Genomic DNA, 22,767 nt, shown 5'->3' on the forward strand with positions numbered 1-22,767 from the left:
AGCCGTACAACAAAATGGGAAAATAGTGTGTGTTCACTCAATTGAATCCGGGGCGGTGCTGCCGTTCTGGGCGATCGACCTCGGACAAGACCAATTGCTGGAAACCAAAGACGGCCATCCCATCCGCAAAGCTTCGTGGCACACCGTATGAATGGTTAGCTGGCAGTCTAGCAGGTGCAACCCAGACTTTTCAGCTTGCTTCATGCCAATTTTCAAAATCGAGTCGTTGTTAAATTCGATCGTTCTGTTGCACTGAACGCAGACTAGGTGGTGATGGTGGTGCGGGTAGGGCTGGTTTATTTCATAGTGTTTGTGACCTTCGGCTAGTTCGAGTTCGCGGAGGAGGCTCATCCTTGCCATTAACTTTAAAGTTCGGTAAATGGTGGATAAGCTAATGTTTTCTCCGCGATTTTTTAACAAAGTGTACAAATCCTCGGCACTCAGGTGGTTGCCTTTGGGGAGGTTCTGAAACACGTGCAAAATGGTTTCCCGTTGGGGAGTCATCCGCCAGCCTTTGTCATTGAGTTCGGATTTGAATGAGGACGCGGTATAAAGTGCCATAGTGACCCTCTCAAGAAAGTCTGCCTATTGACAATCATACACAACGATCGAGATATTTTGCAAATATCGCAGCTTATTGAAAAAAGATTGAGGAAAAAAATTGGTTTTTGATATTTTTTGACTTTTAACAAGCTTTATGCATTGATGCAGAGGACAGAGAAGTGGTTGAGAAGTAAATTTTGTTACTTCTGCCAAATGCCTCCTGCCTTCTGCACAAGCGCCGAATGCCTCGCTCCGCGATTGATGGCGCTGACGGATCATCGGCCAAATTTAAGTCAGAGACTCTAGATAGTCGCGCACGCGGTTGCGACGCTTGGGTTGGCGGAGTTTTTGCAAAGCTTTAGCTTCAATTTGGCGGACTCGCTCGCGTGACAAGTCGAGGGCGCGACCGATTTCGGCCAGGGAGTAGGGGTGTCCGTCGCCCAAACCAAAGCGCATCAGAATTACATCTCGCTCGCGGCTGGTCAAATCTGCCAGCAGTTGCTGCAAGTCGCGGTGCAAAGCTTCTCGCATCAGCATTTCTTCTGGCGATACGCAGTCGGTTTCGAGCAAGTCGCCCAACTCTGTATCTTTTTCGTTGCCCACTTTAGTTTCTAGAGAAACAGACCGGGGGACTCGCAGCAAAACTTCTCGGACTTGGGGGGCCGTCATGTCCAACTCGACCGCGATGTCTTCTATAGTAGCTGTGCGACCTTTTTCTTGAGAAATTTTGCGCTGGGCTTTTTTGATTTTGTTAAGTTTTTCGGTGATGTGAACCGGGAGGCGGATGGTGCGGCTTTGAGTAGCTATCGCGCGCGTAATTCCCTGCCGAATCCACCAGTAGGCATAGGTGCTAAACCGATAGCCCCGCGTCGGATCAAACTTTTCTACGGCTCGCTCCAGTCCCAGAGTACCTTCTTGTATTAAATCGAGCAATTCTAAACCGCGATTTTGATATTTTTTCGCCACCGAAACCACCAGGCGCAGGTTCGCCTTAATCATGTGGTCTTTAGCTTCCACGCCTTCAGCTTGAATTCTATCGAGCGTCTCCACCGTCATCTCTGCTAACTCGGCCCACTGGCGCTTGCCTTCGGACATAATTCGCTTGAGTTCTGGCACGTCACCGACGCCCGCGGTTAATGCCCAGCGTTCCAGGGAAGGTTTATGTCCTAACTGTGCCGCCAAGCGATCGCGCACGTCTATTAAATGCACGAAGCGCCCAATTAGCCCTTCTTCCTGGGAGGCGACGGTGTTGCGCAATTCCAGCAATTTGACATAGCGCTGAACTTTTTGAGCTTCCGAGACTTCTTCGTCTCTACCCAAGAGACGAACCCGACCGATTTCTTGTAGGTACAGGCGTACTAAGTCTGTAGTGCGGCGGCTCGCATTTTTTTGCAATTTGGCTGCTTGGTCTGCATCCTCTGTTTCTGCTGGGTATTGATCGATGAGTTCGTCTCCAGCTTCTTCAGCATCTTCATCCAACACATCATCTTGCAAGGGATTGACTTGCAGTTGTTCGTCGAATTCAGCTTCAGCGTAAAAAGAGGTGGCTGGCATAGTAATTTTCTCAGTTGCTCCGGGTGAAAAGATGCTACGCTTAGCGGTTATTGATAATTATGATGCCCATTTTGTTAAGACGAAGCATCACCGCTTTTTGTTTCTTTACTAACTTTCGTGACTTGGATGCTGTTGTTCGATCGAACTTTGGCGGTCCCACTTGTTTTACCAAGATTCTGGAAAACGCTAAGAACTTTCCGATCTAACAGGTTGAAGGTCCGAAAAGTGCGTTGTACTTTTTTGTTTATGTAGCAAGTATAGATACTGACTGGCTAGAAACAAGTGACCTTCGTCAGAAGTTAAGTTAATCTTCATCACATATAAGCTGGTTCCCGATCACTTCGGAAAATATTCGATTTTTTTAATAAAACTTTATATAACTCGGCGCTCTTGATTAAATACCCGCTCAGTGAGCGAAGAAGTTTAATCCCTTACAGAATATGAGCTGAGCGAGTTTGTACAGTCAGCAGTACCGAGTTATTGGTCTTCGGCAAAAACCGGGTTTCTTAACAAAACTTCTAGATTAAAACCTAAAAGTTTGAGGAAGACACCCGGTTTCTGGATGTCTTTTGCCTAAGTCGCGAATTTGAGGGGGCGATCGGCTGATAATTTTTTTGCTGTTCGCTGCTGCTTGCGGGTTAACCTCATCCAATAACAATAGCATCAAGAACCTGTTTTTTTTGCACTGGGCCTGCAACAGCGCTCAAATTAAAATTGCTAAGTAGGCCAGGGGAAAAAAACCATAGTATCTTGTAGGGGCCGGTTTAGCTAAGATCCCAAATACCAAGGAGTAGACGGCTGCAAAACCCGCCCTCCCTATGTTGACTGTTGACTGTTGATTGTTGACTGTTGACTGTTGACTGTTGACTGTTGACTAATGACTAATGACTGTTGACTGTTGACTAATGACTAATGACTAATGACTGTTGACTGTTATGTTAATTTGTAGCCACCTACTTAGCGCGGGTAAAGTTTCATCAGTTCCCTCACCTGTTCGGCGTGATACGAACTGCGAGTTAAGGGAGAAGCGACAACTTGCAAGAATCCCAAAGATTCGCCGAACTTTTTCCAAGCATCAAATTGTTCCGGAGGCACAAAGTTTTCTACGTTCAAGTGCTTTTGAGTCGGTTGCAGGTACTGTCCAACTGTTAAAATATCGCAGCCGACAGCCCGCAAGTCTTGCATCGCCTCCCGAATTTCGGCGTCTGTTTCTCCGAGCCCCACCATGATGCCGGATTTGGTGTAAACCCCAGGTGCGAGGAAGCGGCTTCGCTGCAATAGTTCCAAGCTGCGATCGTACTTTCCTTGCGGCCGCACCTTGCGGTAAAGTCGCTTTACGGTTTCGGTATTGTGGTTGAGTACCTCTGGGCGGGCTGCGAGAATAATTTCTAAAGCTTGCCAGTTGCCGCACAAGTCGGGAATCAAAACTTCTATAGTTGTGTCCGGCATCGCACAGCGCACCGCTTGAATGCACTCGACAAACTGAGACGCGCCCCCATCCGGCAAATCGTCCCGGTTGACAGAGGTAATCACGACGTGGTTGAGTTTGAGCCGCTGCACCGCTTGCGCCAATCTTTCGGGTTCCGTCGGATCTAAAGGTTGGGGCTTTTTCTCAAAATCGATGTCGCAGTAAGGACAGGCGCGGGTACAAGCCGGGCCCATAATCAAAAATGTGGCCGTACCTGCGTTGAAGCATTCGCCGATGTTCGGACACGAAGCCTCTTCGCAAACCGTATTCAGGGCTAAATCGCGCAAAATTTCTTTGACGTTGCCGACGCGCTCCCACTGGGGGGCTTTTACTCGCAACCACTGGGGCTTAACTGTCACGTCTGTCTCCGCCTGAGTAGTGTTTTACAAATCATTATATAGGAGCTTGCTCAATTTTAACTTGAATGTGATAAGCTAAAAATCTATTGACTAAATTCGGGATGTAGCGCAGCTTGGTAGCGCACCTCGTTCGGGACGAGGGGGTCGCAGGTTCAAATCCTGTCATCCCGATTTGAAAATTAAATGGGATATTCCGCAGCAAGTGAGTTTGTTTTGGGCGATCGTCCTGCTGTCTATATTTTTGGTGGGCATAAATTGGTCGATGAGGCGATTCCCTACGGGATAGCTGCGCTTCACGGGCGTGTTAATTCCCCCTTGCTAAAAAATCAACTGTAGTCGCTGTTTTTGCAAAGGGAATTAGAGCATCAAACGTAAAGAATCACAGCAGCCATAGAGAGTAGAGAACAACTCTTTGCTTTCTCCCTCTGTGAGGATTTGGGACTGTGTTCACTGATACATACTTGCTCAATGCTGAGAAATTTGACCGAGGTTTGGAACCAGAGGTAACTATTTTTACTCCTATAATTCTTATATACAAGTTCCTTAAAATTTACATCTTGAGATAGATGTCTTAATAGCTGAATCAGCTTATAATAAGAGCTAGGTTCTAGCCGTTCTAAAATTCACCCAAAAACCGGAGGATATTCCAATGCAAAGAAGTGGCAAAGCCTTCGGCTCCTGCTCTCGCTGCGAAACAGTACCCGAAAAAATAGAGGACAGGGGAGGTCTATACCTGTGGTTTCCAGTATCGCACACGCTGAACAAGGTTATTTCTGCACTGACCAAGGCTAAACTTGAATTCCGGCTTTTAGAAGAGAGCAAGTGTTTGTACATTATGCTTGAGGGAATAGCCAAAGAAAAGTTTAGCGCCCTAGTATCATCGGCGCTGACAAATCAAGAATTGAAAGAGACAAAAGTTTTGTGGATGCGCGAACTTGAACAGCCGCAACTTAGCGATTTTTATCGCAGCACTGACCTATGCTCTTTTATTAACTTCAGCAAGTCTGACTGGCTGTTAGATTTATTGTCCGAAGAACGCATTACTACACATTTTCAGCCTATTGTTTATACCTCAGATACTTCTAAAATTTTTGCCCAGGAAGCGCTACTCCGAGGAATTGACGAGCAGGGGAACTTAATTTATCCGGGTCGGATTTTTGCCCAAGCAGAATCAGCAGGCCTAATTTTTCAATTAGATGCTTTAGCCCGGACTCGCGCGATCCACGAAGCCCATGTGTACGATATCAAAGAACTACTTTTTATTAATTTTTCTCCGACTTCAGTTTACGATCCCGCTACGTGCCTGCGAAGGACAGTACAGGCTATTGATGAATCGGGAATTCCTCACAGCAATATTGTTTTTGAAGTAGGGGAATCTCAGCACCCTCCTGATATGGATCACTTGATTAAGATTCTGAGGTTTTACCGAGAAGCGGGATTTTTAATTGCCCTGGATGATTTTGGCAGCGGTTCTTCTAATTTAAATTTGATGCACCAACTGCGTCCAGATTTTATTAAGTTGGATATGCAATTGATTCGGAATGTCCATCAAGATTATTATAAGGCACTAATTACTGAAAAGATATTAGAAATTGCCTGTAAATTAGAGATTAAAACTGTTGCTGAAGGTGTGGAAACTTGGGAGGAGTTTGAGTGGGTGCGACAACGGGGAGCAACTTTTGTTCAAGGTTATTTGGTTGCTAAACCGACTTCTCCGCCGATCGCAGTTACGAGTTATATTGGTGCTCAACCCGTACCTATTTCTGCTTAACTGGTTTCGCGTTGCGATTTGGCGCCTTATTTGCTTCCAGGAAGAGGCTGGGGAGGCATATCGGGAGGCGTTGCACAATTGTTGCTCGTTCCCAGGCTCTGCCTGGGGACGCATATCGGGAGGCTCTGCCTCCTTTAAAATGAGACAACTATTTGGAGGCAGAGCCTCCGGATATTCATTACCAGGCAGAGCCTGGTAACGATAATTTAAACGCTCAAATTGCGCCGCAGAAAGCTTTCTAAGGATTCCATTCTGATGCCGTAGATTGATTCCAAGTTTTGCACTTGTTCGGGAGTACAGAAATACTCGTTACCCAGCAATACCCGCAAAGTTCCTAAGTCTTTTTGAGCTTGACGGTTCAATAAACCCAAGGCATTTCTAAAACCGTCAAACACAACCAGGGGCGGGTTGATTACGATGGGTTCGCGATTGAATAAGCGTCCAAAAATGCGGGGAATGTCGTCTCTTGTCAGCACATCCGGGCCACCGACTCGCAGAATTTGGTTGCGGGCGCCTTCGACTGTTGGCGAGTCGGCGGCAATCTTTGCTAGGTCGTCGGTACTGACAACAGAGGTGCGGTTTTTGCCGTCGCCAATCAGCAGGTAAAGTCCGGTTTCTCGAAATCTTTCTGCTAGCGGTAACAAGCTGGAAGCAAAACCGGCAGGCCGCAAGATTGTATAATTCAAGCCGCTGTTTTGCAGGTATTTTTCTACTTCTCGCTTGGCTTTGAATACTGCGGAATCTTCGTATCCCCGATCGACTCCCAGTACCGAAATAAAGACAAAGTGCTGCACTCCGGCTTCTTTGGCGCAGTCGATCAATTCTATGTTAGCGCGGTAGTGTACTGCTTGAACGTCGCCGCCGGTGCCGTGGCTGCTGATGATGTACTGCACTCCTTGGCAGGCTTTTTTAATATCTTTGTCTTGTTTCAAGTCGCCGATAAAAATCTCGGCGCCTCGGTTTTCTAGTTCTGAGTAGCGAGATGCGAGGCGAACGAATGCGCGGACAGGCTTCTCTTGCTGTCTGATTTCTCGTACAATTCGGCGGCCTAGTGCGCCTGTTGCTCCAGTTACTAAGAACATGATTTTTGGTTGTTGGTTGTTACTTACATCTTGCACATTTCTCAAGAACAGGCAAGATGCCTGTTCCACAAAGAGTGAATTTTCTTGTGGGGTGGGCATCCTGCCCCTTAAGAACAGGCAAGATGCCTGTTCCACAAAGAGTGAATTTTCTTGTGGGGTGGGCATCCTGCCCGCCATAAAAGCCTTATTGAGAATGGTGCAATATCTCAGTTGCTATTAACTTTATAACTTATAAATCAAATTTCGACAATTACGGGGGCGTGGTCGCTGGGTTTGATTAATTTTCTGGGAGCAATGTCTATTGTACAGTTTATTGCTTGTTCGTACAGGGGAAAGCTGAGATAATGGTGGTCGATTCTCCAGCCGTTGTTGCGGGGAAATGCGGCGGCGCGGTAGTCCCACCAGCTATAATGACCGCCTTCTGATGTGAATTTGCGAAAGGGGTCGTTTAAGCCTAATTCTATGATTTCTGTTAGTGCGAGGCGCTCGGCTACTGATAGGCCGACGGAGTTAGCATTGGCTTTGGGATTGTGGATATCTCGATCGTCCGGGACGATGTTGAAGTCGCCGCAAATGCACAATTTAGGGGATTTGTCTAGTGCTATTTTGAGGTATTCTTGCAGCAGTTTGAGCCACTTTAGTTTGTACTCGTATTTCTCGCTGCCGACTTCGGAACCGTTGGGAACGTATACGCAAATAATGCGAATATCGTCTATAACCCCGGCTATTAGGCGTTTTTGTTCGTCAAAAATACCTGCGGTTTCGTCGCCGAGAAGGGGGGCAAATCCTGTGCTGATTTGCGTTAGGGGCGATCGGCTAAAAATTGCGACGCCGTTGTAGGATTTTTGACCGGAAATGTAGCAGTTGTAGCCGAGGTTGATGAAGGGTTCTAGGGGGAAGTCTTTGTCTGTAACTTTGGTTTCTTGGAGGCAGAGAACGTCTGGGGAGTTTGTTTGCAACCAGCTAGTAACGTGTTCTAGGCGGGTGCGGATTGAGTTGACGTTCCAGGTGACGATTTTCATTTTTTGTTTGTTATGTACTCTCTGATTATTGGCCCGATCGTAAAGTGCGATCGCCCGTTTTGTTTTACTGTTTCCACTAATGACCGCCGTCCTAAAGATTGCATGACTTTCAAGAGTTCTGGCGGTGATAGTTGCAGGTCTTCTGGTATTTTTGAGATGTCGGCTGGTTCGGGGGTTTTGGCTAGCCAGGCGATCGCCTGTTGTTCGGATGCGGTTAGGCGATCGAAATGCTGGTGCAGGAGTGATTCTAAGTCACCTAAGAATAGGGTATCATAGGAGAGGAATTCGGAAACGCTACCGCCGAATAAGTCTTGAATCAATGTGGCAACTATATTTAACCATAAGGGATTGCCTCGGTAAAGGTCGATCAGTTCTGACCATTTCTCCGGTTCTGCTAAACCTTTTTCTCTGAATATTTCTTGTGCTTCCGGACCTAAACCGTTGAGTTGCAGAGATTTGCAGGGGCGGTTTTCGCCTTCTAAGGCGGCGATTTCTCTGGGTTTTTCCCAACTAAGGAGGATGAGGCAACTGTTGTGGGATGATTCTGTTATTTGTTTGAAGAATGCGCCGTAATTTTCATATCCAGGTTGGTAATTTCCTGCGAGTTGTTGGCTGCTGAAGATGGTTTGGATATCATCGAGGATGATGAGACAGCGGTGCGATCGTAAATAGTTGATTACCCCCCCCAACCCCCCGTTGCTAAGGGGGGGAGAAAGAGGTTGAATCTCTTCGCCGCGCCTGGGAGAAAGAGGTTGAATCTCTTCGCCCCCCCTTGATAAGGGGGGGTTGGGGGGGTTAGTTTCTTGCTGCTGGGAGAGGAATTTAATTAAGTCGGTTTGGAGTGATGCCAGGGGTGGCGCGTTGCGGAGACTTCGCCAGATGATGTAGTCGAATTCGTGTTGAATTTGTGAGATTAGTTGGAGAGTAAGGGCGGTTTTGCCAATACCGGATAAGCCTAAGATGGTGATGAGGCGGGTGCGGCCCAAAATCCAGTTTTCGAGGGTGGTGAGTTCGGATGTGCGGTTATAGAATAGGTTGGGTTCTGGTGCGTCGCCTAAGTCTTGACATAGTTTTGGTTTAGTATTGCTTGTTTGTTCCTTAAAAGTTTCCTCTTGTAACGATTCAGGTTGTGAGACTTTTGGAGAGTAAAAAGTATCTGCGGAGATGTTACGAATATGAATACAGCCATTCCCGACGAGTGAGACATTGGAAACTTGTAAATTTTCCAGCTTGGCTCTAAAATTTGCTTTAGATACTTGTTCCTCGCCTAATGCAACTGACATAAGTTTCCATAATTTAAAGCCAACCTCTTTAACGTATTTCTCAGAGCGATGGTTGCGAGCTGCAATTTCCTTATATTTTTGATTGTTCCAAGCGCCGCGCAGTATAGCCTTTTGCAGACTATCTAAGTGTTTTCCCGTAGAAGTCAAAGCTAGATGGTCAACAAATTCTAAGGCATCTTCAATATCCATTAGTCACGCAGATGCAAGGGTTTGACTTGATTGTAACCCAACTAAATATGACTTTTTCGGTAGAAACCAGCTAAATTTGACTTTTTATGTCTAGTTGGGATGGAAACAACCTACTAAATATGACTTTATCTGGCTTGACAAGCTTTGGTATTTAGGAAAGAATTTATACTTAAGACAACAAACAGATAAATAAACCAACAAAAAGCTAAAAAATAATTCAGTTAGGTTTTATACAAGGAAACGCAAAATCTAGGAAATGGGGAGAAGCATTTAAAATCGTTTTTTTTGCCCCTAACATCTGTCGGGAGTGCCACTCTATTGTCTTAATCAGTGACCAATCCAAATATTGAGTAAGTTAAGATGTCTGACCTAAGCTCAAGAACCACCGAACACCTAGACTACCCATTCCTATTAGTCACGCACATGGTCTGTGCAGATCAGCAGATTCACAGTGAAGAGTCGAAAGCACTACGCGAACTAGCAACGCAGATCGGCGCTTCTCAACGCACTCTCGCTGAGATGGAAAAAATTCTAGCTCAAGAGGAAAACCAGCTTTCTGTAGAGGATTTAGCTCCGAAAGTGTCACCCGGTGAGCAAAGTGAGGCCATGTCGCAAATGTTGGCGATCGCCTATGTTGACGGTTTCTGTTCAGCATTAGAACGCCAGATGGCGGAACAAGTAGCACGGATTTGGAACTGGCCAGCGGGAGAAGTACAGCGACAGCTTGTAGAAGCAGGAGCCTTCACTGATACCCGATTCCTAGGCGAACACAACCAACAACAGAAAGTTTCTTTCGGTGCGCGTTTCCTTAAAGGGGCTGATTCTCTCCTTTCACGCGCATTGGTGGATAATGTAGCAAAGCTCACTGGGAGTGAGCAAAAAGTTGAGCAAATACGCCGGGAAATCCTGTTAACAGGGCCAGAATATGACGAGGCAATTCGTCAGTGTGCAGTCATCGCTGATGAAGATTACAAATTTGCCGAATTGGCACTTAAAAGAGCTTTACTAGCACTTTCCAATTTTGGCAAAAATATTCAAGTGACTATCGAAGACATCAAACATAAAACAGGTAGTAAAGGTCAAGCTACCACTGCAAAAGAAGTAACCAAGCAACTTGAGGAAACTAGAAATGCTCTAATTGCAAAGATTATTAAAGAAATGGAAAGTGTGCGCGAGTCGCTTCGGGCAAAGGAACGCGCTCTCAATCATTTCAGCATTACCTTTATGGGAAGGACTAAGGCTGGCAAAAGCACTCTCCACGCCATAGTTACAGATGATGGATGGGATGCTATCGGTGTAGGTAAGCAGCGCACAACTAGGTTTAATCGGGTGTACGAGTGGAAGAATATTCGCATCATTGATACTCCTGGGATTGGCGCTCCGGGTGGCAAAAGTGATGAAGAAATTGCTAAAAGTATTATCGATGAGTCAGATGTAATTTGTTATGTCGTGACAAATGACAGTATCCAAGAGAGTGAGTTTGCTTTCTTGCGGTTACTAAAGGAAAAAGCCAAGCCATTAATTATCCTCCTGAATGTCAAGAATAACCTGCGGGACTCTCGTCGGTTGGAGCATTTCTTACAGAACCCTGATAAACTGTTTGAAATGGATGGTCAAAGTGGTATAGGTGGACACATTGAACGTATTCGTCGCTACGCTCAAGAGCATTATGTTAATGACTACTTCGATATTGTTCCTGTGATGCTGTTAGCGGCGCAGCTTTCCCGCGAACCAGAACACGAAAAGAAGAAAAAGGAGCTTTTTAAGGCAAGTCGGATGCAGGATTTTCTTGATTCAATTCGTGTATCTCTGGTTAATCATGGGGCAATTCGTCGCTCTCAAACTCTGCTAGGTTCTACCGTAGGTGCAATTGATAATCCTTACCAATGGGTAAATCAACAAGCTTTAGTCTATGAAAAATTGACAGAGACGCTGAGAAATAAGCGTGAGGAAATCCAAAAGGACATCCAAACAGCAGCTAAGGATGCTAAAGACTCTTTACTGCAACAAATCGAGAGGATTTTTCAAGATGCTATAGAAGCCGTTCCATCTTTTGCAGAAGACCATTGGAACTGTAACCAAGTTACCCAGAAGCTGGGATGGGAACAAAAACTAAAAGCCCTTCGATTTGAAGATCGATTAAAAATAGCTTATGAAGAGGCTAGCAAAAAATTTAATAAGGAAGTTCAGGAAGCTCTTGAGGAAATAGGGAATGAATTACAGCTAATATCTCAACTTGGCAGCAGTGATTTCAGCTTTAATGAGCAGGATTCAAACAATTTTCAAGATTTTGTCCGAATTTGTGGAAGCCTTTTAGGGATAGCAGGAATTATAGCGTTTGTCGTCGCTCTTCCTTTTGCCCCCGCTATCGGGATTGTAACTGCTGTTGTTAGCGGGATTGCCGGAATGTTTAAATCTCAAGATGAAAAGCGACGCGAGGCTGTTATCAATATCTCAACTTCATTGGAAACTCAGCTCAAGACTCAGAAGCAAAACACTCTACAGCAGGCTCAGCGCGAATTTGGTAAGTATTCTGATTCTGTAACCACTAATATCAACATCTATTTTAAAGAATTGATTGCAGGACTAGAGGCGATCGCGACTCAGCTTGAAGAAGCAAAAAAGGAGTTATCGGATTCAGAAAATTATCTAAATCGTGCTTATGCCAAGCGAATCATTGACTGGTCTACTGAACAACAGGAACCCTTGACTGTTAAAGGTATCAACCAAACCATTTATAAAGTCGAACGTGATTTTGGGCGCCATATGAAGATTGTCACAAAATCCAAAGTTCAACGACTAAAATTACTAGAGGATATTAAACACATCGTTCAAGAGGATATTTCCTTTAGCAATCTCAAACCTACCCAAAAGGACTAAACTATCATGACTCAGAACAACCCCAACTTTAAAGCGGCTGATGTCGGTGCTTATTTCAAGAAAACGCTAGTAAAATTTGACAATTTGCTGGCTCAGGGAAACACAGCCGAACTAACAGCGATTCGCAAAAAAGTGCGCGATGAGTTAAAAGAGTATCGAGAACAGGGAATTCTCGGCGTAGCTTTTGTGGGGCAGTACAGTGCAGGCAAATCAACTATTATCTCTGGCATTACAGGACGGCGCGATATCCGTATTGATGCTGATATTGCTACTGATAAAACTACCAATTATGACTGGAACGGCATCAAGCTAATTGATACGCCTGGACTTTTTACAGACCGCCAAGATCACGATGAGATTACTTATGAGGCAATCAACAAATCAGACTTGCTGGTTTTCTGCCTCACCTATATGCTCTTTGACTCACTGACAGCAGAGAATTTCAAGAAGTTAGCCTATGAAAAAGGCTATCGCTGGAAAATGATGCTGGTTATCAATAAAATGTCTGATGAAGCAGGAGAAGAAGAGGAAAAGATTGTCAACTACCGCCAAAGTCTTGCCGATGCACTGAAGCCTTACAGTCTTGATGAATTTCCTATCTGCTTTATTGATGCCAAAGACTACTGTGAAGGCATTGACGGCAAAGATGATTTTCTGACGGAAATCAGCCGCTTTCCAACTTTTATTGAGGCTCTCAATCAGTTTGTAGAGCGTCGTGGCTCCCTGGCTCGTTTTGATACACCCGTCCGAATTGCTCTAAGCTGCGTTGATGAGGCTCAGTTGAGTTTTACTCGCAACTCTAACGAAGATTCGGCTTTTTTTGAAGTGCTGACACGGTTATCTCGCACAGTGCGTAAAGAGCGCGATCGCCTGCGAACCAAGGTTAAAAATATAGCCCTGGAGATGTCTTCAGGAGTTGCTAGCGAAGGTAACACTCTTGCCGCAGCAGTAGGTAGCGATCCGAACTTTGAAAGGCTTAATAAACAAACTGAACTCAACGTGCAGAAGCACTATGAGAAAGCAGAAACCAAACTGCAAGAAGCTGTTAATGTAGCCGTTGAAGATATCCGGCAGGAGGTTGAAGAAGTGCTAGAAGGTAATCTAGTCAAGAGTTTTGTTGCTTGCCTAGATAAAAATCAAAACATATCAGCCCAAAATCTGGGGGCTGGTATGGATGTAGAGCGACTTAAAAGCCAAGTTGGTTTGCTTAAAAACATCGGTGAGACAGCAGGGGTGAAACTGACCACTTTAGCATCGAGGGGTTTTGCAAAAACCGCTGCTCAACAAGGATTTCTCCGCTCGATAGATGTAGCAGGAAGCGGTTTACATCAAAGTGTTGTCGCTGTAGGAAAATTTGTCGGCTTTAAGTTTAAGCCTTGGCAGGCGGTTGGTATGGCCAAAAACATCGGCAATGCTGCTAAATTCCTGGGGCCGGCTGTAGCACTTGTTTCGGTAGGAGTAGATATTTTACAAATGCGACAAGAACATGAGCGAGAAAGGCAAATGTCTGATGTCCGTCGTGATATTACCAGTCAGTTTCAATCAATAGCAAAAGACTTGGAAAATCAAATTGAAATACAGCTCTTTGAATTTGAGCAACAGGTTTACGGAGAGATTGAGAAGCAAATTGCAGCGGCTCGCCAGAAGGAAGAGGAAGTGATTTATGCTTCTAATAATTGGGTAAAACAACTGGCAGAAATCCGTAAGGATTTTGACGGGATTATCCAGTACATCACGAAGGCAACAGCTAATCCGAATACTTGAAGCTGAAAAAGTGCGATCGCCCTTACATCCCAAATTGTCCCAAAGCGCGATCGCCCTAACTATTTTATTAATTAACCTATTTTACTGCGACAGCCAACTGCAACCCCAATTTATCTAGTAGAGTTATTAAAGCATAAATTTCCTCGCCCCCACTCTCAGACAACATTCGATCGAGCTTCTCATATATAAGTTTAGCTTCTGTCGATAACTTATTCATCTGTAAATAAGCATCCACCACATCTTTAAGTCCTGCTCGCAGCAATTCAGGTTCGGGGCCTTCTGACTCCAATTCCAACATAACCTCGATATAGCTAGCAGCACTTTCAGGGGTTTTTAAAGAAGAAATTAAGTATTCGTGGTAGCTTCTAGTTGTTGGCACTTTGAGTTCTTTCATAATCTCTCCAGTATTTTTTAGCTTGGCTAATATCTTGTTCTTGAGTGCTTTTATCACCGCCACATAGCAGCAACACAACTGTTAACCCGATTTGTCCAAAATAGATCCGATAGCCAGGGCCATAATCAATCTTAAGTTCATAAACTCCGGCTCCTACGGAGCGATAGTCTCCCAGATTGCCTAGCTCAACTCGCCTGAGTCGTTTCTTGATTTTAGATACAGTTTTCGTATCTTGAAAGGAATCAAGCCATCCTTCAAATGGACTTGTCCCATCGGCTTTCAGATAGTTCTGTACTTCTCGTGGTTGAGCTTCCATAATTTTAACACAGGCGATCGGGATTTTAAGGGGAGTGGTAGCGTGTCGCTACTTTTTTAAACCTTCTGACTCAAGTGCAACTCACCCACAATCGGTAATTCAAATACATTACTCTCTCGCAACCGCTTTGAGAAAAACATAACTTCCAGATTTTCAATTTCCTCCGTATCAGAATTGAGACGAGCCACAATTCCATAGTCTAGTTCTTGCGATTCTTGCTCGGCATAAGGCGAACATTTATTGACGTACAAAATATCCCCGATAGCATCGTATTTAAAAGTTAGTTTTTCGGCCATATAATCTCTCCTTGGGTAACATTTTTTGTTAAGTAAGCTGTCACGATCCATCCACTAGCGATTTCTGGGAACTGTATCATTCACAACAGCTACTACAACATACCTACCCTTGCGACCCTTACCATACTGCTGTGAAAATAGAAAAGTATTGCCGAAACGTAAATCACATCGAAATCTGGGTCAGCTAGAGTTTTAGCAATTTTTTCCTGATAAGATGGTAGCAAATCGGGATGTGTATCCACAATATGTAGTTCTCGCTCTTCAGTGAGTTCAACCTCGCTATCGAGATAGGGACATAAAAATTGTGTTGTCACATTCCTCCATTCTTACCAGTCCTAGTTACCTAACTTTTAGATGACCATAATTACCTGACAAGTTTAGCGATCGCCCTTACACCCCAAATTGTCAAAAAGCGCGTGAAGCGCAGCTATCCCGTAGGGAATCGCCCCTACATGAATTATTCAAGCTAACTCCGACACACTCAGCCGCCCTTCTACGGGTTCATACTCATCCTCTAAAAGCCAATACTGCGCCTCATCATAACTCTGACTAGAAAACACAACTTTATAACCCTCAGCCGGATCGTATATCCGACAATTTCCCTCAGCGTCACTTAGTAACAAAAGCAGATAAGGCGGTGAAAGATTGGGATCGATCCATACCTCTGTAAATTCCCAGTTATTCTTCACTAAATCGGCTTCGAGGCGTAACGTGGTATCGGTTTTCTGCATCAATTTTTATCTCTCCGTAGTAAAGTAAAAGACGGCTACCATCCGGGTCAACTCTATAACCAATTGATTCAGCAAAAAACATACCATAACGATCGTAGCCCCGAATCGTACCTGTAAATTCTCCCTCTTCTATTATGGCTTGAGCTACCTGATTCATAGTAGCCTCATCGTTAAAAATATGAGCAGCACGTCCTTTATTAAGCAGTCTTCTCATTTGTGGCGTGTCTGGCAAGTGTTTAGCAATGTGCCTGCTGTCAAGGGTGATTTGGCGATTAATTCCACTCATTAATTAATTACTGAGCATACAAGTATGATTAAATCATGCGACCGCCCATCTTCCCCCCTATACTTGTAAAAATTCTTCATCCGAGATACACTAGGTAATAGAAAGCAAGCAACCTCTGATGATGGAAGCAAAAACCTTATGAACACTCAAAGCTTCACAGCCATCATTTACAAAGAAGAAGATATGTACATTGCCGAATGTCCAGAAGTCGGCACAGTTGACCAAGGCGAAACCATAGAAGAAGCAATCGCCAACCTCAAAGAAGCTACAAAACTCTATTTAGAAGAGTGTCCCTTACCAAAAATAAGTCCCAGGTTTGTAACGAGCATAGAGGTTAGCTATGCCTAAATTGCCCAGAATATCAAGCCTAGAAGTAATTTGTGTACTAGAACGTTTAGGCTTTTATCAAGCTAGGCAAACGGGTAGCCATATTGTCCTCAAAAAACCTCTCCCAGACGGAGAAATTGTTTGCGTTGTGCCACTCCACCGCGAGTTAAAAATTGGTACTCTCAGCGGTGTTCTCAAGCAAGCAAAGATCACACCCGATGAGTTTATAGCGAATTTATAAGTGCCAAACTCATAAATTATAGAAAAGTAAAACCCGATCGCCCTTACACCCCAAATTGTCAAAAAGTGCGATCGCACATAACCCTCAACAAGACAGCGATGGAGGGAACGGCAATGCCGTTTCCCTCCCCCAAAATAATCCATCGCACTTTCAGGATGTAACCATCGCCAGATTAACAGTAGGGAAACGGCACAGCCGTGTCCTGATTTCGGCTACTCTTAGATATTGCAACTCATATCCCCAGATAATTGACTGAAACGCGCATTCTCCCGGTAGTCTACCGGACAGTCAATCACGCAAGGGACATCTTGAGCAAGGGCTTCTTTCAGAATCGGAATTAAATCCGTTGCAGCTTCCACTCGATAGCCTTTTAAACCCATACTTTCGGCAAATTTAACAAAGTCTGGATTGCCAAATTTGACGAAATCTGAATGACCAAAATAATCTTGCTGCTTCCATTCAATCAACCCGTAACCGCCGTCATTAAAGATCAGCGTCACAAAATTAGTACCGACACGCAAAGCAGTTTCTAACTCCTGACAATTCATCATAAAGCCGCCGTCGCCGGTGACTGCTACTACTTTGCGATCGGGATAAACGAGTTTTGCAGCCACCGCGCCCGGAATCGCAATTCCCATCGCCGCAAATCCGTTGGAAATCAAACACGTATTCGGGCGATCGCAATGATAGTGCCGCGCCATCCACATTTTGTGAGCTCCCACATCAGATATCACAATATCTTCCGGGCCCATGACTTGCCGCAAATCGTAAATGAGTTTTTGCGGCTTGATCGGGAAACCGTCGTCGGCTGCATATTGTTCGTACCCAGCGCGAATATCCGCCCGCAATTGCTTAGCAAAAGGGTCTACTTTCTCCATGCGATCGGCACGCTGCAAAATTTCATTGAGGGAATCAGAAATATCCCCCACAACTTCAACCAGAGGAATATAACTGCTGTCAATTTCTGCTGCCAGAGCTCCAATATGAATAATCGGGATTTTCCCGTCTGGATTCCACTTTTTCGGGGAATATTCAATCAAATCGTAGCCAACAGCAATCACTAAATCCGTTTCTTCAAAAGCACAGCTAATGTAATCCCGTTTTTGCAATCCCGTCGTCCAAAGTGCCAAAGGATGAGTGTAAGGAATTACGCCTTTGCCCATGAAAGTATTAGCTACAGGAATATTCAATCGAGTAGCAAATTGTGTCAAAGCCTCGCTGGCATTAGCGCGGATCGTGCCATTTCCTACTAACATCAGAGGACTTTTTGCCTTGGAAATTGCCACAGCCGCTTTATTCAGGCTTTGATAAGCCCCAAAAGTTTTTTCGCGGTTGTCTTGGGTTAGCGGATGTCCTTCAACAGTCATTGCTGCGATGTTTTCTGGCAAGTCAATATGAACTGCTCCCGGCTTTTCACTTTGAGCTACTTTAAAGGCTTTGCGGACAATTTCTGCCGTCGTGCTGGGTCGGACAATTTGAGCATTCCACTTAGTAACAGGTGCAAACATGGCGACCAAATCTAAATATTGGTGCGATTCAATGTGCATTCTGTCTGTGCCCACTTGTCCGGTAATTGCTATTAAAGGAGCTCCGTCTAAGTTAGCATCAGCAACTCCTGTCATTAAGTTAGTTGCGCCCGGTCCCAAGGTGGACAAACAAACGCCTGCTTTGCCGGTGAGGCGGCCGTAAACGTCTGCCATGAAGGCGGCGCCTTGTTCGTGACGAGTAGTAATAAATTTAATTGAAGAGTTTCTCAGGGCTTCTAAAACTTCTAAGTTTTCTTCGCCTGGAAGCCCGAAGACGTATTCCACTCCTTCGTTTTCTAAACATTTTACGAGTAGTTGAGCAGTGTTCATTTCCGTTTTTTTCCTCTGTAAGTGTGGATTTTTTATCGGGTCAAATTCTCGTAAAAATACTCAATTAATTTCGGTTAGCCGCAGACAAACGCGGATTAACGCAGATTAATTAATAATATTTTTACGAGCAGTGTATCGAGTTTTACTTATTTTACCCACACTGTTTTAATGTTGACAAATTCGTGGATTCCTTGGATGCTCAATTCGCGTCCGTAACCGGAGCGTTTGATGCCGCCAAAGGGCAATCTGGGGTCTGATTTTACTAAGCCGTTGATGAATACGGCGCCTGCTTCTAGTTCGGAAATAAACCGATCGCTCTCTTCTCTTACTGTAGTCCAAGCCGTCGCACCCAAGCCAAAAGATGTGCTGTTTGCGAGTTCGATCGCCTCATCGATGCCTGCAACCCGGAATACTAAAGCTACCGGACCGAAAAATTCTTCTTGACGCGCCGCAGCATCCGGGGGAATCTCTGCCAGAATAGTTGGCAAGTAGAAATTACCGGCATTCTCTGACAATGCGCGGCCACCTGTCAGAAGTTTTGCTCCCGATTGGATGCAAGTTTGCACTTGATTGTCCAAGTCTTTGAGGATTGCTGGAGTAGCTAAAGGGCCGATATCGGTTTCGGGCAACATCGGATCGCCTACTTTTAATTGCTCGATTTTTTCGACAAATCCTTTGATGAATTCGTCGGCGATATCTTCTGCTAAAATAAAGCGTTTGGCCGCGATGCAAGATTGACCGTTATTTAGCATCCGCGATGTCACAGCAGTTGATAAAGCTGCTGCTAAATCAGCACTGGGCATCACTATAAAGGGGTCGCTTCCTCCTAATTCCAGTACAACTTTTTTCAAGTTTTTGCCCGCATTTGCTGCTAAACTAGCACCTGCAGGTTCGCTGCCGGTGAGGGTTGCTGCTTTGATCCGATCGTCCGCAACGATATCGGCTACTTTGTCGGCGCCCACTAACAAAGTTTGAAAAACGCCTTCGGGAAAGCCCGCTTCCGTGAAAATTTCCTCTATTTTCAAAGCGCACTGCGGCACGTTGGAAGCGTGTTTTAGCAAGCCGACATTGCCCGCCATCAGCGCCGGCGCCGCAAACCGAAAAACTTGCCAAAATGGCAAATTCCACGGCATGACGGCTAAAATAGCCCCTAGTGGTTGGTAGCGAACAAAGCTGCTGCTAGCGTCAGTGGTTGCCGGTACGTCTGCCATAAACTGAGCCGCATTTTTGGCGTAATAGCGGCAAACTAAGGCGCATTTTTCCACTTCGCCGATCGCAGATTTGAGCGTTTTGCCCATTTCCAGGGTCATCATTTCAGCGTAAATTTCGCGATCGCGCTCCAAGATATCTGCCGCTTTTTGCATCCACAGAGCTCGCTGCTCAAATGGCAGGTGGCGGTATTTGTTAAAAGCTTGCTGTGCTAATTCCAGCTTAGCTTCTATTGCCTCCGAGGAGATCGCCTCGAAAGTTTTCAGCGTTTCTCCCGTTGCCGGGTTGATAGTAGCAATAGCCATTGTTTCATCTCCTGCCTGAAAAACACAAAAACCCCCTCTAGTTTTCAAGCTAGGCGGGGATTTGTATCAACCTATTACAAAATGGGAATTTACCAGCCACGTTTTCTTTCAAGTCTTGCGAATTTGCAAGTGTCGTGATTTGTTTAAAACTCTCTACTTTTAATTATAGTCCAGAGTCTCGATCGCAAATCTTAAGAAAATTCGTTCTTCAACTGGCTCTCTTAGTCTCTTACAGAGGGACTTCGTTTGGCTCTTGAGCGATTTTCATATCCGAATCATCTCTTAAAGTCCCCCTTCTTAAGGGGGATGCGAGGGGGAGCGAGACTTCTATACAAAGTTAAAAATTAAAACAGACATCTTGCAGAATTCTCGCTTAACAGGCCCGACGGCCTGTTCCCCTCTACATTTCTCAATTCCTCTCCCTCAAACAGACTGTTCCTGGACGTAATCCTGCACGTAAGACTGATAGTAATACCTGCTGCCCTTATCGTTATTCGCCACCATTCCCAACAGCGGAATCCCCGCCATTTTCAAATCTTCAAAAGCCAACACCAGCGCCTCCCGCTCAGTTTGATGCAGCCCCACTACCAGCATCAATCCGTTAGTGTGAGCCGCCAACAAATTCGCATCCGCCAAACCTAAAAGCGGCGCAGTATCGTAAATAACTAAGTCAAAATGACTTGACAAAGCTGCCATTAAATGCTGCATTTTTTTGGAAGAAAGCACCTTTGTGGGATCGAGAGGAACCGGACCGGAAGTTAACACAAACAAATTTTCATCGCGGGGCGATCGCAAAATCAACTTTTCCACATCCACATCATCCGCGATCGCATTGTGTAAGCCTTGCCAATTCGGTAAACCCAGCATTTCGTGTACCTGCGGGCGCCGCAAATCCGCATCCACCAACAGCACTTGCTGGCCCATTGCAGCCGCCGCCCGCGCCAGATTTACTGCGACAGTAGACTTGCCGTCAGCTACTTGACAAGAAGTAATTACACAAGAATTGATCGGAGTATCAACGTTTAGCAACCGAATATTAGCATTGAGCGATCGAAAAGCTTCTTGAAAAGCATCCGTCGGCATCGGCGAACTTGCCACATCCACCGAACTTGTCTCAGCAGGAGGAAGTCTCAAAATTTTATCGCTAGCAGGAATCACCCCCAACAAAGGCAGCCGAATCGAATGTTTGACATCCTCCGGAGTTTGGAACACCGTTTTATTGTTAAACCGTTCCGCCAACTGCGCCGCCAGCATACCGAACAGCAAACCAGCCAATCCTCCCAAAGCCAAATTCAAAGGCATAATCGGAGCAACAGCCATCAACTCGCCATTTTTGTAGCGCGGAATTTCCGGCTTAGCAATAACTTCCCAAGCCACCTCTTTTTTACCCACTGATTCAAGCTGCAAAGCTTGCTGTTTTGCCAGCAAACTATTCAGCGTATTGTTAGTCAAATCCAACTCGCGCTGCAAATCCGAATAGCGCCGCAAAATCACCGGTAATCCTTGAGAGTATTGATTCAACTGCTTAGCAGCTTGTTCCAAAACTTGATTCCGCACGCCCAGCACCTGAATTAAATTAGCAGTACCAATAAACTGCTCGATTAACTTAATCCGCACCGGATCTTGAAAAGCCAGCACTTGCGAATTTACCTTAGCCAAATCAGTTCCCAGAACCTCTTGGGCTTCTTTCTTCAACACAGGAATTAGGTTTTTGCGCTGTTCTCGCAACAATTGCATTTGCGGAGTTTCGTCTGTAAACGTAGCCGAGTTAATCGCAATTTGCCCTTCTAATTGCTGCAATTGAGTCAGCATCGCTTGATAGCGGGGAGCTTGACTCAGAGCCGAAGCCATCAGCGCTTGCTTCTGGTTCAGTCCGAGCTGATTTTGGAGATTGGAATAGAGCAATCTCTGCTGATTTAGCTGCGTTTGCGCGTCCAATCTTTGCGTTTGAAGTTGGCTGATTTGCTGCGCCAGTTGTTGGGTTTGAATTTGCGGGTCGATGAAATTGTACTGCTGCCGCAACTTTTGAATTTCTGTTTGCAGAGCTTGTTGGCGCTTTTGCTGGTTGGGAATTTGCGATTTCACAAAATCCAGAGTCTGACTAATTTGAGTTGTGGTATCTTGCACGCTGTAGTTGCGGTAGCCTAGCGCAACTTTTTCCAAAACAAACTGAATTTTTTTCGGGTCATAATCCCGATATCTAACTTCGATAATTTTGGTATTTCTGAACCGATTGATTGACAGCCTGGTTTCCTGAGAAAACGGCAAATTATCGGCTTTTTGGTTCAAGAGGTAGTTGTAATTTATTTCCGGATATTTAGCCTGCAACTGTTTAATAATCGGCGACATTACTTGCGGGCTTTGCAAAACTTGAATTTGCGATTCGTAGTCAAAACCGGCATTTTCTGTCGTTGCGGGGGCCGCTGGTTGCACTTTCAGCTCACCGGAGTATATCTTGGCTAAAGTATTTTGCGTAACTGCTGGTTCTACTAATAATTGAAAGCGCCCTTCGTATTCGCTTTTTTGAGTCAGCGTCCAGGCGAAAACCCCGGTAGTCACTGCCGCAGCTACGCCGATGACTAAGAGGGAGCGATTGCGGCAAACTTCCCAAAAACTTAACTCTTCTTCCTCTGTTTGGTTTATGCCTAAAAATTGATCTTCTTCATAAAGCACGGAAGATATTTTTTGCAGATCGGCGGTTTTTTTAGGGTTATTAAACAGTGCTAATTGAGATCTTTTCCCTGGTTTCATTTGATTTCTACAACTTATTAGTTTAACTGTCTGTACCGTTGGCGCCGTTTCAGAAACCCGGTTGATTCCTATAATTTCGTTAGCAAACCGAAAACTTTTCTAGAAAGCGGGTTTCTGAGACCTTAATGCTAGTCTATTCA

21 protein-coding genes, 1 tRNA gene and 1 pseudogene are annotated in these 22,767 nt (G+C 45.1%); 7 read left to right on the top strand and 16 right to left on the bottom strand.

The window, feature by feature from the left end; genetic code table 11:
* Nucleotides 1-33: 33 nt before the first annotated feature.
* From QUB61_RS02140 to lipA, 4 genes and pseudogenes are all read right to left on the bottom strand, one after another.
* Nucleotides 34-561 (bottom strand): transcriptional repressor, encoded by a 528-nt coding sequence (locus QUB61_RS02140; protein ID WP_332943884.1) that lies wholly within the window; start codon nucleotides 559-561, stop codon nucleotides 34-36.
* A gap of 270 nt (nucleotides 562-831) precedes the next feature.
* Nucleotides 832-2,097, bottom strand: a complete 1,266-nt coding sequence (gene sigC, locus QUB61_RS02145) for an RNA polymerase sigma factor SigC (protein ID WP_333122756.1) — start codon at nucleotides 2,095-2,097, stop codon at nucleotides 832-834.
* A 523-nt stretch (nucleotides 2,098-2,620) separates the two neighbouring features.
* Nucleotides 2,621-2,761: a hypothetical protein gene (locus QUB61_RS02150; protein WP_333122759.1), complete on the bottom strand. Its 141-nt coding sequence runs from the start codon at nucleotides 2,759-2,761 to the stop codon at nucleotides 2,621-2,623.
* Between the two features lie 293 nt (nucleotides 2,762-3,054).
* A pseudogene (gene lipA / locus QUB61_RS02155) lies at nucleotides 3,055-3,930 on the bottom strand (lipoyl synthase); the annotation flags it as partial.
* A 91-nt stretch (nucleotides 3,931-4,021) separates the two neighbouring features.
* On the opposite strand from lipA, the gene QUB61_RS02160 reads away from it, so the two are divergent.
* The 3 genes from QUB61_RS02160 to QUB61_RS02170 all read left to right on the top strand — a co-directional run bounded on the left by QUB61_RS02160 (nucleotide 4,022) and on the right by QUB61_RS02170 (nucleotide 5,695).
* Nucleotides 4,022-4,095, top strand: a tRNA-Pro gene (locus QUB61_RS02160).
* A 12-nt stretch (nucleotides 4,096-4,107) separates the two neighbouring features.
* The gene (locus tag QUB61_RS02165) at nucleotides 4,108-4,260 is read left to right on the top strand and encodes a hypothetical protein (RefSeq protein ID WP_333122762.1); all 153 of its coding nucleotides are present in this window, start codon (nucleotides 4,108-4,110) and stop codon (nucleotides 4,258-4,260) included.
* Between the two features lie 313 nt (nucleotides 4,261-4,573).
* Nucleotides 4,574-5,695 (top strand): EAL domain-containing protein, encoded by a 1,122-nt coding sequence (locus QUB61_RS02170; protein ID WP_333122765.1) that lies wholly within the window; start codon nucleotides 4,574-4,576, stop codon nucleotides 5,693-5,695.
* A gap of 206 nt (nucleotides 5,696-5,901) precedes the next feature.
* On the opposite strand, the gene QUB61_RS02175 is transcribed toward QUB61_RS02170, so the two are convergent.
* The 3 genes from QUB61_RS02175 to QUB61_RS02185 form a co-directional block, all read right to left on the bottom strand.
* Nucleotides 5,902-6,777 (bottom strand): SDR family oxidoreductase, encoded by an 876-nt coding sequence (locus QUB61_RS02175; RefSeq protein WP_333123013.1) that lies wholly within the window; start codon nucleotides 6,775-6,777, stop codon nucleotides 5,902-5,904.
* Nucleotides 6,778-7,013: 236 nt separating this feature from the next.
* On the bottom strand, nucleotides 7,014-7,799 hold the full coding sequence (gene xth / locus QUB61_RS02180; protein ID WP_333122768.1) for an exodeoxyribonuclease III: 786 nt from the start codon (nucleotides 7,797-7,799) through the stop codon (nucleotides 7,014-7,016).
* Nucleotides 7,796-9,271 (bottom strand): ATP-binding protein, encoded by a 1,476-nt coding sequence (locus tag QUB61_RS02185; RefSeq protein ID WP_333122771.1) that lies wholly within the window; start codon nucleotides 9,269-9,271, stop codon nucleotides 7,796-7,798. The genes xth and QUB61_RS02185 overlap by 4 nt, the downstream gene beginning before the upstream one ends.
* A 360-nt stretch (nucleotides 9,272-9,631) precedes the next feature.
* Here QUB61_RS02185 and QUB61_RS02190 point away from each other — a divergent pair, with 360 nt between their 5' ends.
* Nucleotides 9,632-12,151 (top strand): GTPase, encoded by a 2,520-nt coding sequence (locus QUB61_RS02190; protein ID WP_333122774.1) that lies wholly within the window; start codon nucleotides 9,632-9,634, stop codon nucleotides 12,149-12,151.
* A gap of 6 nt (nucleotides 12,152-12,157) precedes the next feature.
* Nucleotides 12,158-13,915, top strand: coding sequence for a GTPase (locus QUB61_RS02195; RefSeq protein ID WP_333122778.1), 1,758 nt, complete (start codon nucleotides 12,158-12,160; stop codon nucleotides 13,913-13,915).
* A 76-nt stretch (nucleotides 13,916-13,991) separates the two neighbouring features.
* Here QUB61_RS02195 and QUB61_RS02200 read toward each other — a convergent pair whose 3' ends face one another.
* The 6 genes from QUB61_RS02200 to QUB61_RS02225 form a co-directional block, all read right to left on the bottom strand.
* Nucleotides 13,992-14,309: a transcriptional regulator gene (locus QUB61_RS02200; RefSeq protein WP_333122781.1), complete on the bottom strand. Its 318-nt coding sequence runs from the start codon at nucleotides 14,307-14,309 to the stop codon at nucleotides 13,992-13,994.
* Nucleotides 14,281-14,625 (bottom strand): type II toxin-antitoxin system RelE/ParE family toxin, encoded by a 345-nt coding sequence (locus tag QUB61_RS02205; protein WP_333122784.1) that lies wholly within the window; start codon nucleotides 14,623-14,625, stop codon nucleotides 14,281-14,283. Before QUB61_RS02205 ends, QUB61_RS02200 begins: the two co-directional genes overlap by 29 nt.
* Before the next feature lie 56 nt (nucleotides 14,626-14,681).
* Complete coding sequence (locus QUB61_RS02210; protein WP_333122788.1) at nucleotides 14,682-14,921, bottom strand: DUF2283 domain-containing protein; 240 nt, start codon at nucleotides 14,919-14,921, stop codon at nucleotides 14,682-14,684.
* Nucleotides 14,922-15,013: 92 nt separating this feature from the next.
* On the bottom strand, nucleotides 15,014-15,235 hold the full coding sequence (locus QUB61_RS02215) for a hypothetical protein (protein WP_333122792.1): 222 nt from the start codon (nucleotides 15,233-15,235) through the stop codon (nucleotides 15,014-15,016).
* A gap of 147 nt (nucleotides 15,236-15,382) precedes the next feature.
* Nucleotides 15,383-15,610 carry a hypothetical protein gene (locus tag QUB61_RS02220; protein ID WP_445243308.1) on the bottom strand — a complete coding sequence of 76 codons (228 nt, stop codon included), beginning with the start codon at nucleotides 15,608-15,610 and terminating at the stop codon, nucleotides 15,383-15,385.
* Complete coding sequence (locus tag QUB61_RS02225; RefSeq protein ID WP_333122797.1) at nucleotides 15,600-15,938, bottom strand: DUF6972 family protein; 339 nt, start codon at nucleotides 15,936-15,938, stop codon at nucleotides 15,600-15,602. The genes QUB61_RS02220 and QUB61_RS02225 overlap by 11 nt, the downstream gene beginning before the upstream one ends.
* A gap of 138 nt (nucleotides 15,939-16,076) precedes the next feature.
* On the opposite strand from QUB61_RS02225, the gene QUB61_RS02230 reads away from it, so the two are divergent.
* Nucleotides 16,077-16,286 (top strand): type II toxin-antitoxin system HicB family antitoxin, encoded by a 210-nt coding sequence (locus QUB61_RS02230; RefSeq protein ID WP_333122798.1) that lies wholly within the window; start codon nucleotides 16,077-16,079, stop codon nucleotides 16,284-16,286.
* Nucleotides 16,279-16,506, top strand: a complete 228-nt coding sequence (locus QUB61_RS02235; RefSeq protein WP_333122801.1) for a type II toxin-antitoxin system HicA family toxin — start codon at nucleotides 16,279-16,281, stop codon at nucleotides 16,504-16,506. The genes QUB61_RS02230 and QUB61_RS02235 overlap by 8 nt, the downstream gene beginning before the upstream one ends.
* Before the next feature lie 218 nt (nucleotides 16,507-16,724).
* Here QUB61_RS02235 and QUB61_RS02240 read toward each other — a convergent pair whose 3' ends face one another.
* From QUB61_RS02240 to QUB61_RS02250, 3 genes are all read right to left on the bottom strand, one after another.
* Nucleotides 16,725-18,362 (bottom strand): acetolactate synthase large subunit, encoded by a 1,638-nt coding sequence (locus QUB61_RS02240; RefSeq protein WP_445300162.1) that lies wholly within the window; start codon nucleotides 18,360-18,362, stop codon nucleotides 16,725-16,727.
* A 146-nt stretch (nucleotides 18,363-18,508) separates the two neighbouring features.
* Nucleotides 18,509-19,876: an NAD-dependent succinate-semialdehyde dehydrogenase gene (locus QUB61_RS02245; RefSeq protein WP_333122804.1), complete on the bottom strand. Its 1,368-nt coding sequence runs from the start codon at nucleotides 19,874-19,876 to the stop codon at nucleotides 18,509-18,511.
* 423 nt (nucleotides 19,877-20,299) lie between these two features.
* Nucleotides 20,300-22,627 carry a polysaccharide biosynthesis tyrosine autokinase gene (locus QUB61_RS02250; protein WP_333122807.1) on the bottom strand — a complete coding sequence of 776 codons (2,328 nt, stop codon included), beginning with the start codon at nucleotides 22,625-22,627 and terminating at the stop codon, nucleotides 20,300-20,302.
* Nucleotides 22,628-22,767: the final 140 nt, after the last annotated feature.

Source organism: Microcoleus sp. C2D2 (genome assembly GCF_036702495.1).
Taxonomy (GTDB): domain Bacteria; phylum Cyanobacteriota; class Cyanobacteriia; order Cyanobacteriales; family Microcoleaceae; genus Microcoleus.

Coding starts and splice junctions, on each gene's coding strand:
- QUB61_RS02140 (WP_332943884.1), bottom strand. CDS start 561: ATGGCACTTTATACCGCGTCCTCATTCAAATCCGAACTCAATGACAAA.
- sigC (WP_333122756.1), bottom strand. CDS start 2,097: ATGCCAGCCACCTCTTTTTACGCTGAAGCTGAATTCGACGAACAACTG.
- QUB61_RS02150 (WP_333122759.1), bottom strand. CDS start 2,761: ATGCTATTGTTATTGGATGAGGTTAACCCGCAAGCAGCAGCGAACAGC.
- QUB61_RS02165 (WP_333122762.1), top strand. CDS start 4,108: ATGGGATATTCCGCAGCAAGTGAGTTTGTTTTGGGCGATCGTCCTGCT.
- QUB61_RS02170 (WP_333122765.1), top strand. CDS start 4,574: ATGCAAAGAAGTGGCAAAGCCTTCGGCTCCTGCTCTCGCTGCGAAACA.
- QUB61_RS02175 (WP_333123013.1), bottom strand. CDS start 6,777: ATGTTCTTAGTAACTGGAGCAACAGGCGCACTAGGCCGCCGAATTGTA.
- xth (WP_333122768.1), bottom strand. CDS start 7,799: ATGAAAATCGTCACCTGGAACGTCAACTCAATCCGCACCCGCCTAGAA.
- QUB61_RS02185 (WP_333122771.1), bottom strand. CDS start 9,271: ATGGATATTGAAGATGCCTTAGAATTTGTTGACCATCTAGCTTTGACT.
- QUB61_RS02190 (WP_333122774.1), top strand. CDS start 9,632: ATGTCTGACCTAAGCTCAAGAACCACCGAACACCTAGACTACCCATTC.
- QUB61_RS02195 (WP_333122778.1), top strand. CDS start 12,158: ATGACTCAGAACAACCCCAACTTTAAAGCGGCTGATGTCGGTGCTTAT.
- QUB61_RS02200 (WP_333122781.1), bottom strand. CDS start 14,309: ATGAAAGAACTCAAAGTGCCAACAACTAGAAGCTACCACGAATACTTA.
- QUB61_RS02205 (WP_333122784.1), bottom strand. CDS start 14,625: ATGGAAGCTCAACCACGAGAAGTACAGAACTATCTGAAAGCCGATGGG.
- QUB61_RS02210 (WP_333122788.1), bottom strand. CDS start 14,921: ATGGCCGAAAAACTAACTTTTAAATACGATGCTATCGGGGATATTTTG.
- QUB61_RS02225 (WP_333122797.1), bottom strand. CDS start 15,938: ATGAGTGGAATTAATCGCCAAATCACCCTTGACAGCAGGCACATTGCT.
- QUB61_RS02230 (WP_333122798.1), top strand. CDS start 16,077: ATGAACACTCAAAGCTTCACAGCCATCATTTACAAAGAAGAAGATATG.
- QUB61_RS02235 (WP_333122801.1), top strand. CDS start 16,279: ATGCCTAAATTGCCCAGAATATCAAGCCTAGAAGTAATTTGTGTACTA.
- QUB61_RS02240 (WP_445300162.1), bottom strand. CDS start 18,362: ATGAACACTGCTCAACTACTCGTAAAATGTTTAGAAAACGAAGGAGTG.
- QUB61_RS02245 (WP_333122804.1), bottom strand. CDS start 19,876: ATGGCTATTGCTACTATCAACCCGGCAACGGGAGAAACGCTGAAAACT.
- QUB61_RS02250 (WP_333122807.1), bottom strand. CDS start 22,627: ATGAAACCAGGGAAAAGATCTCAATTAGCACTGTTTAATAACCCTAAA.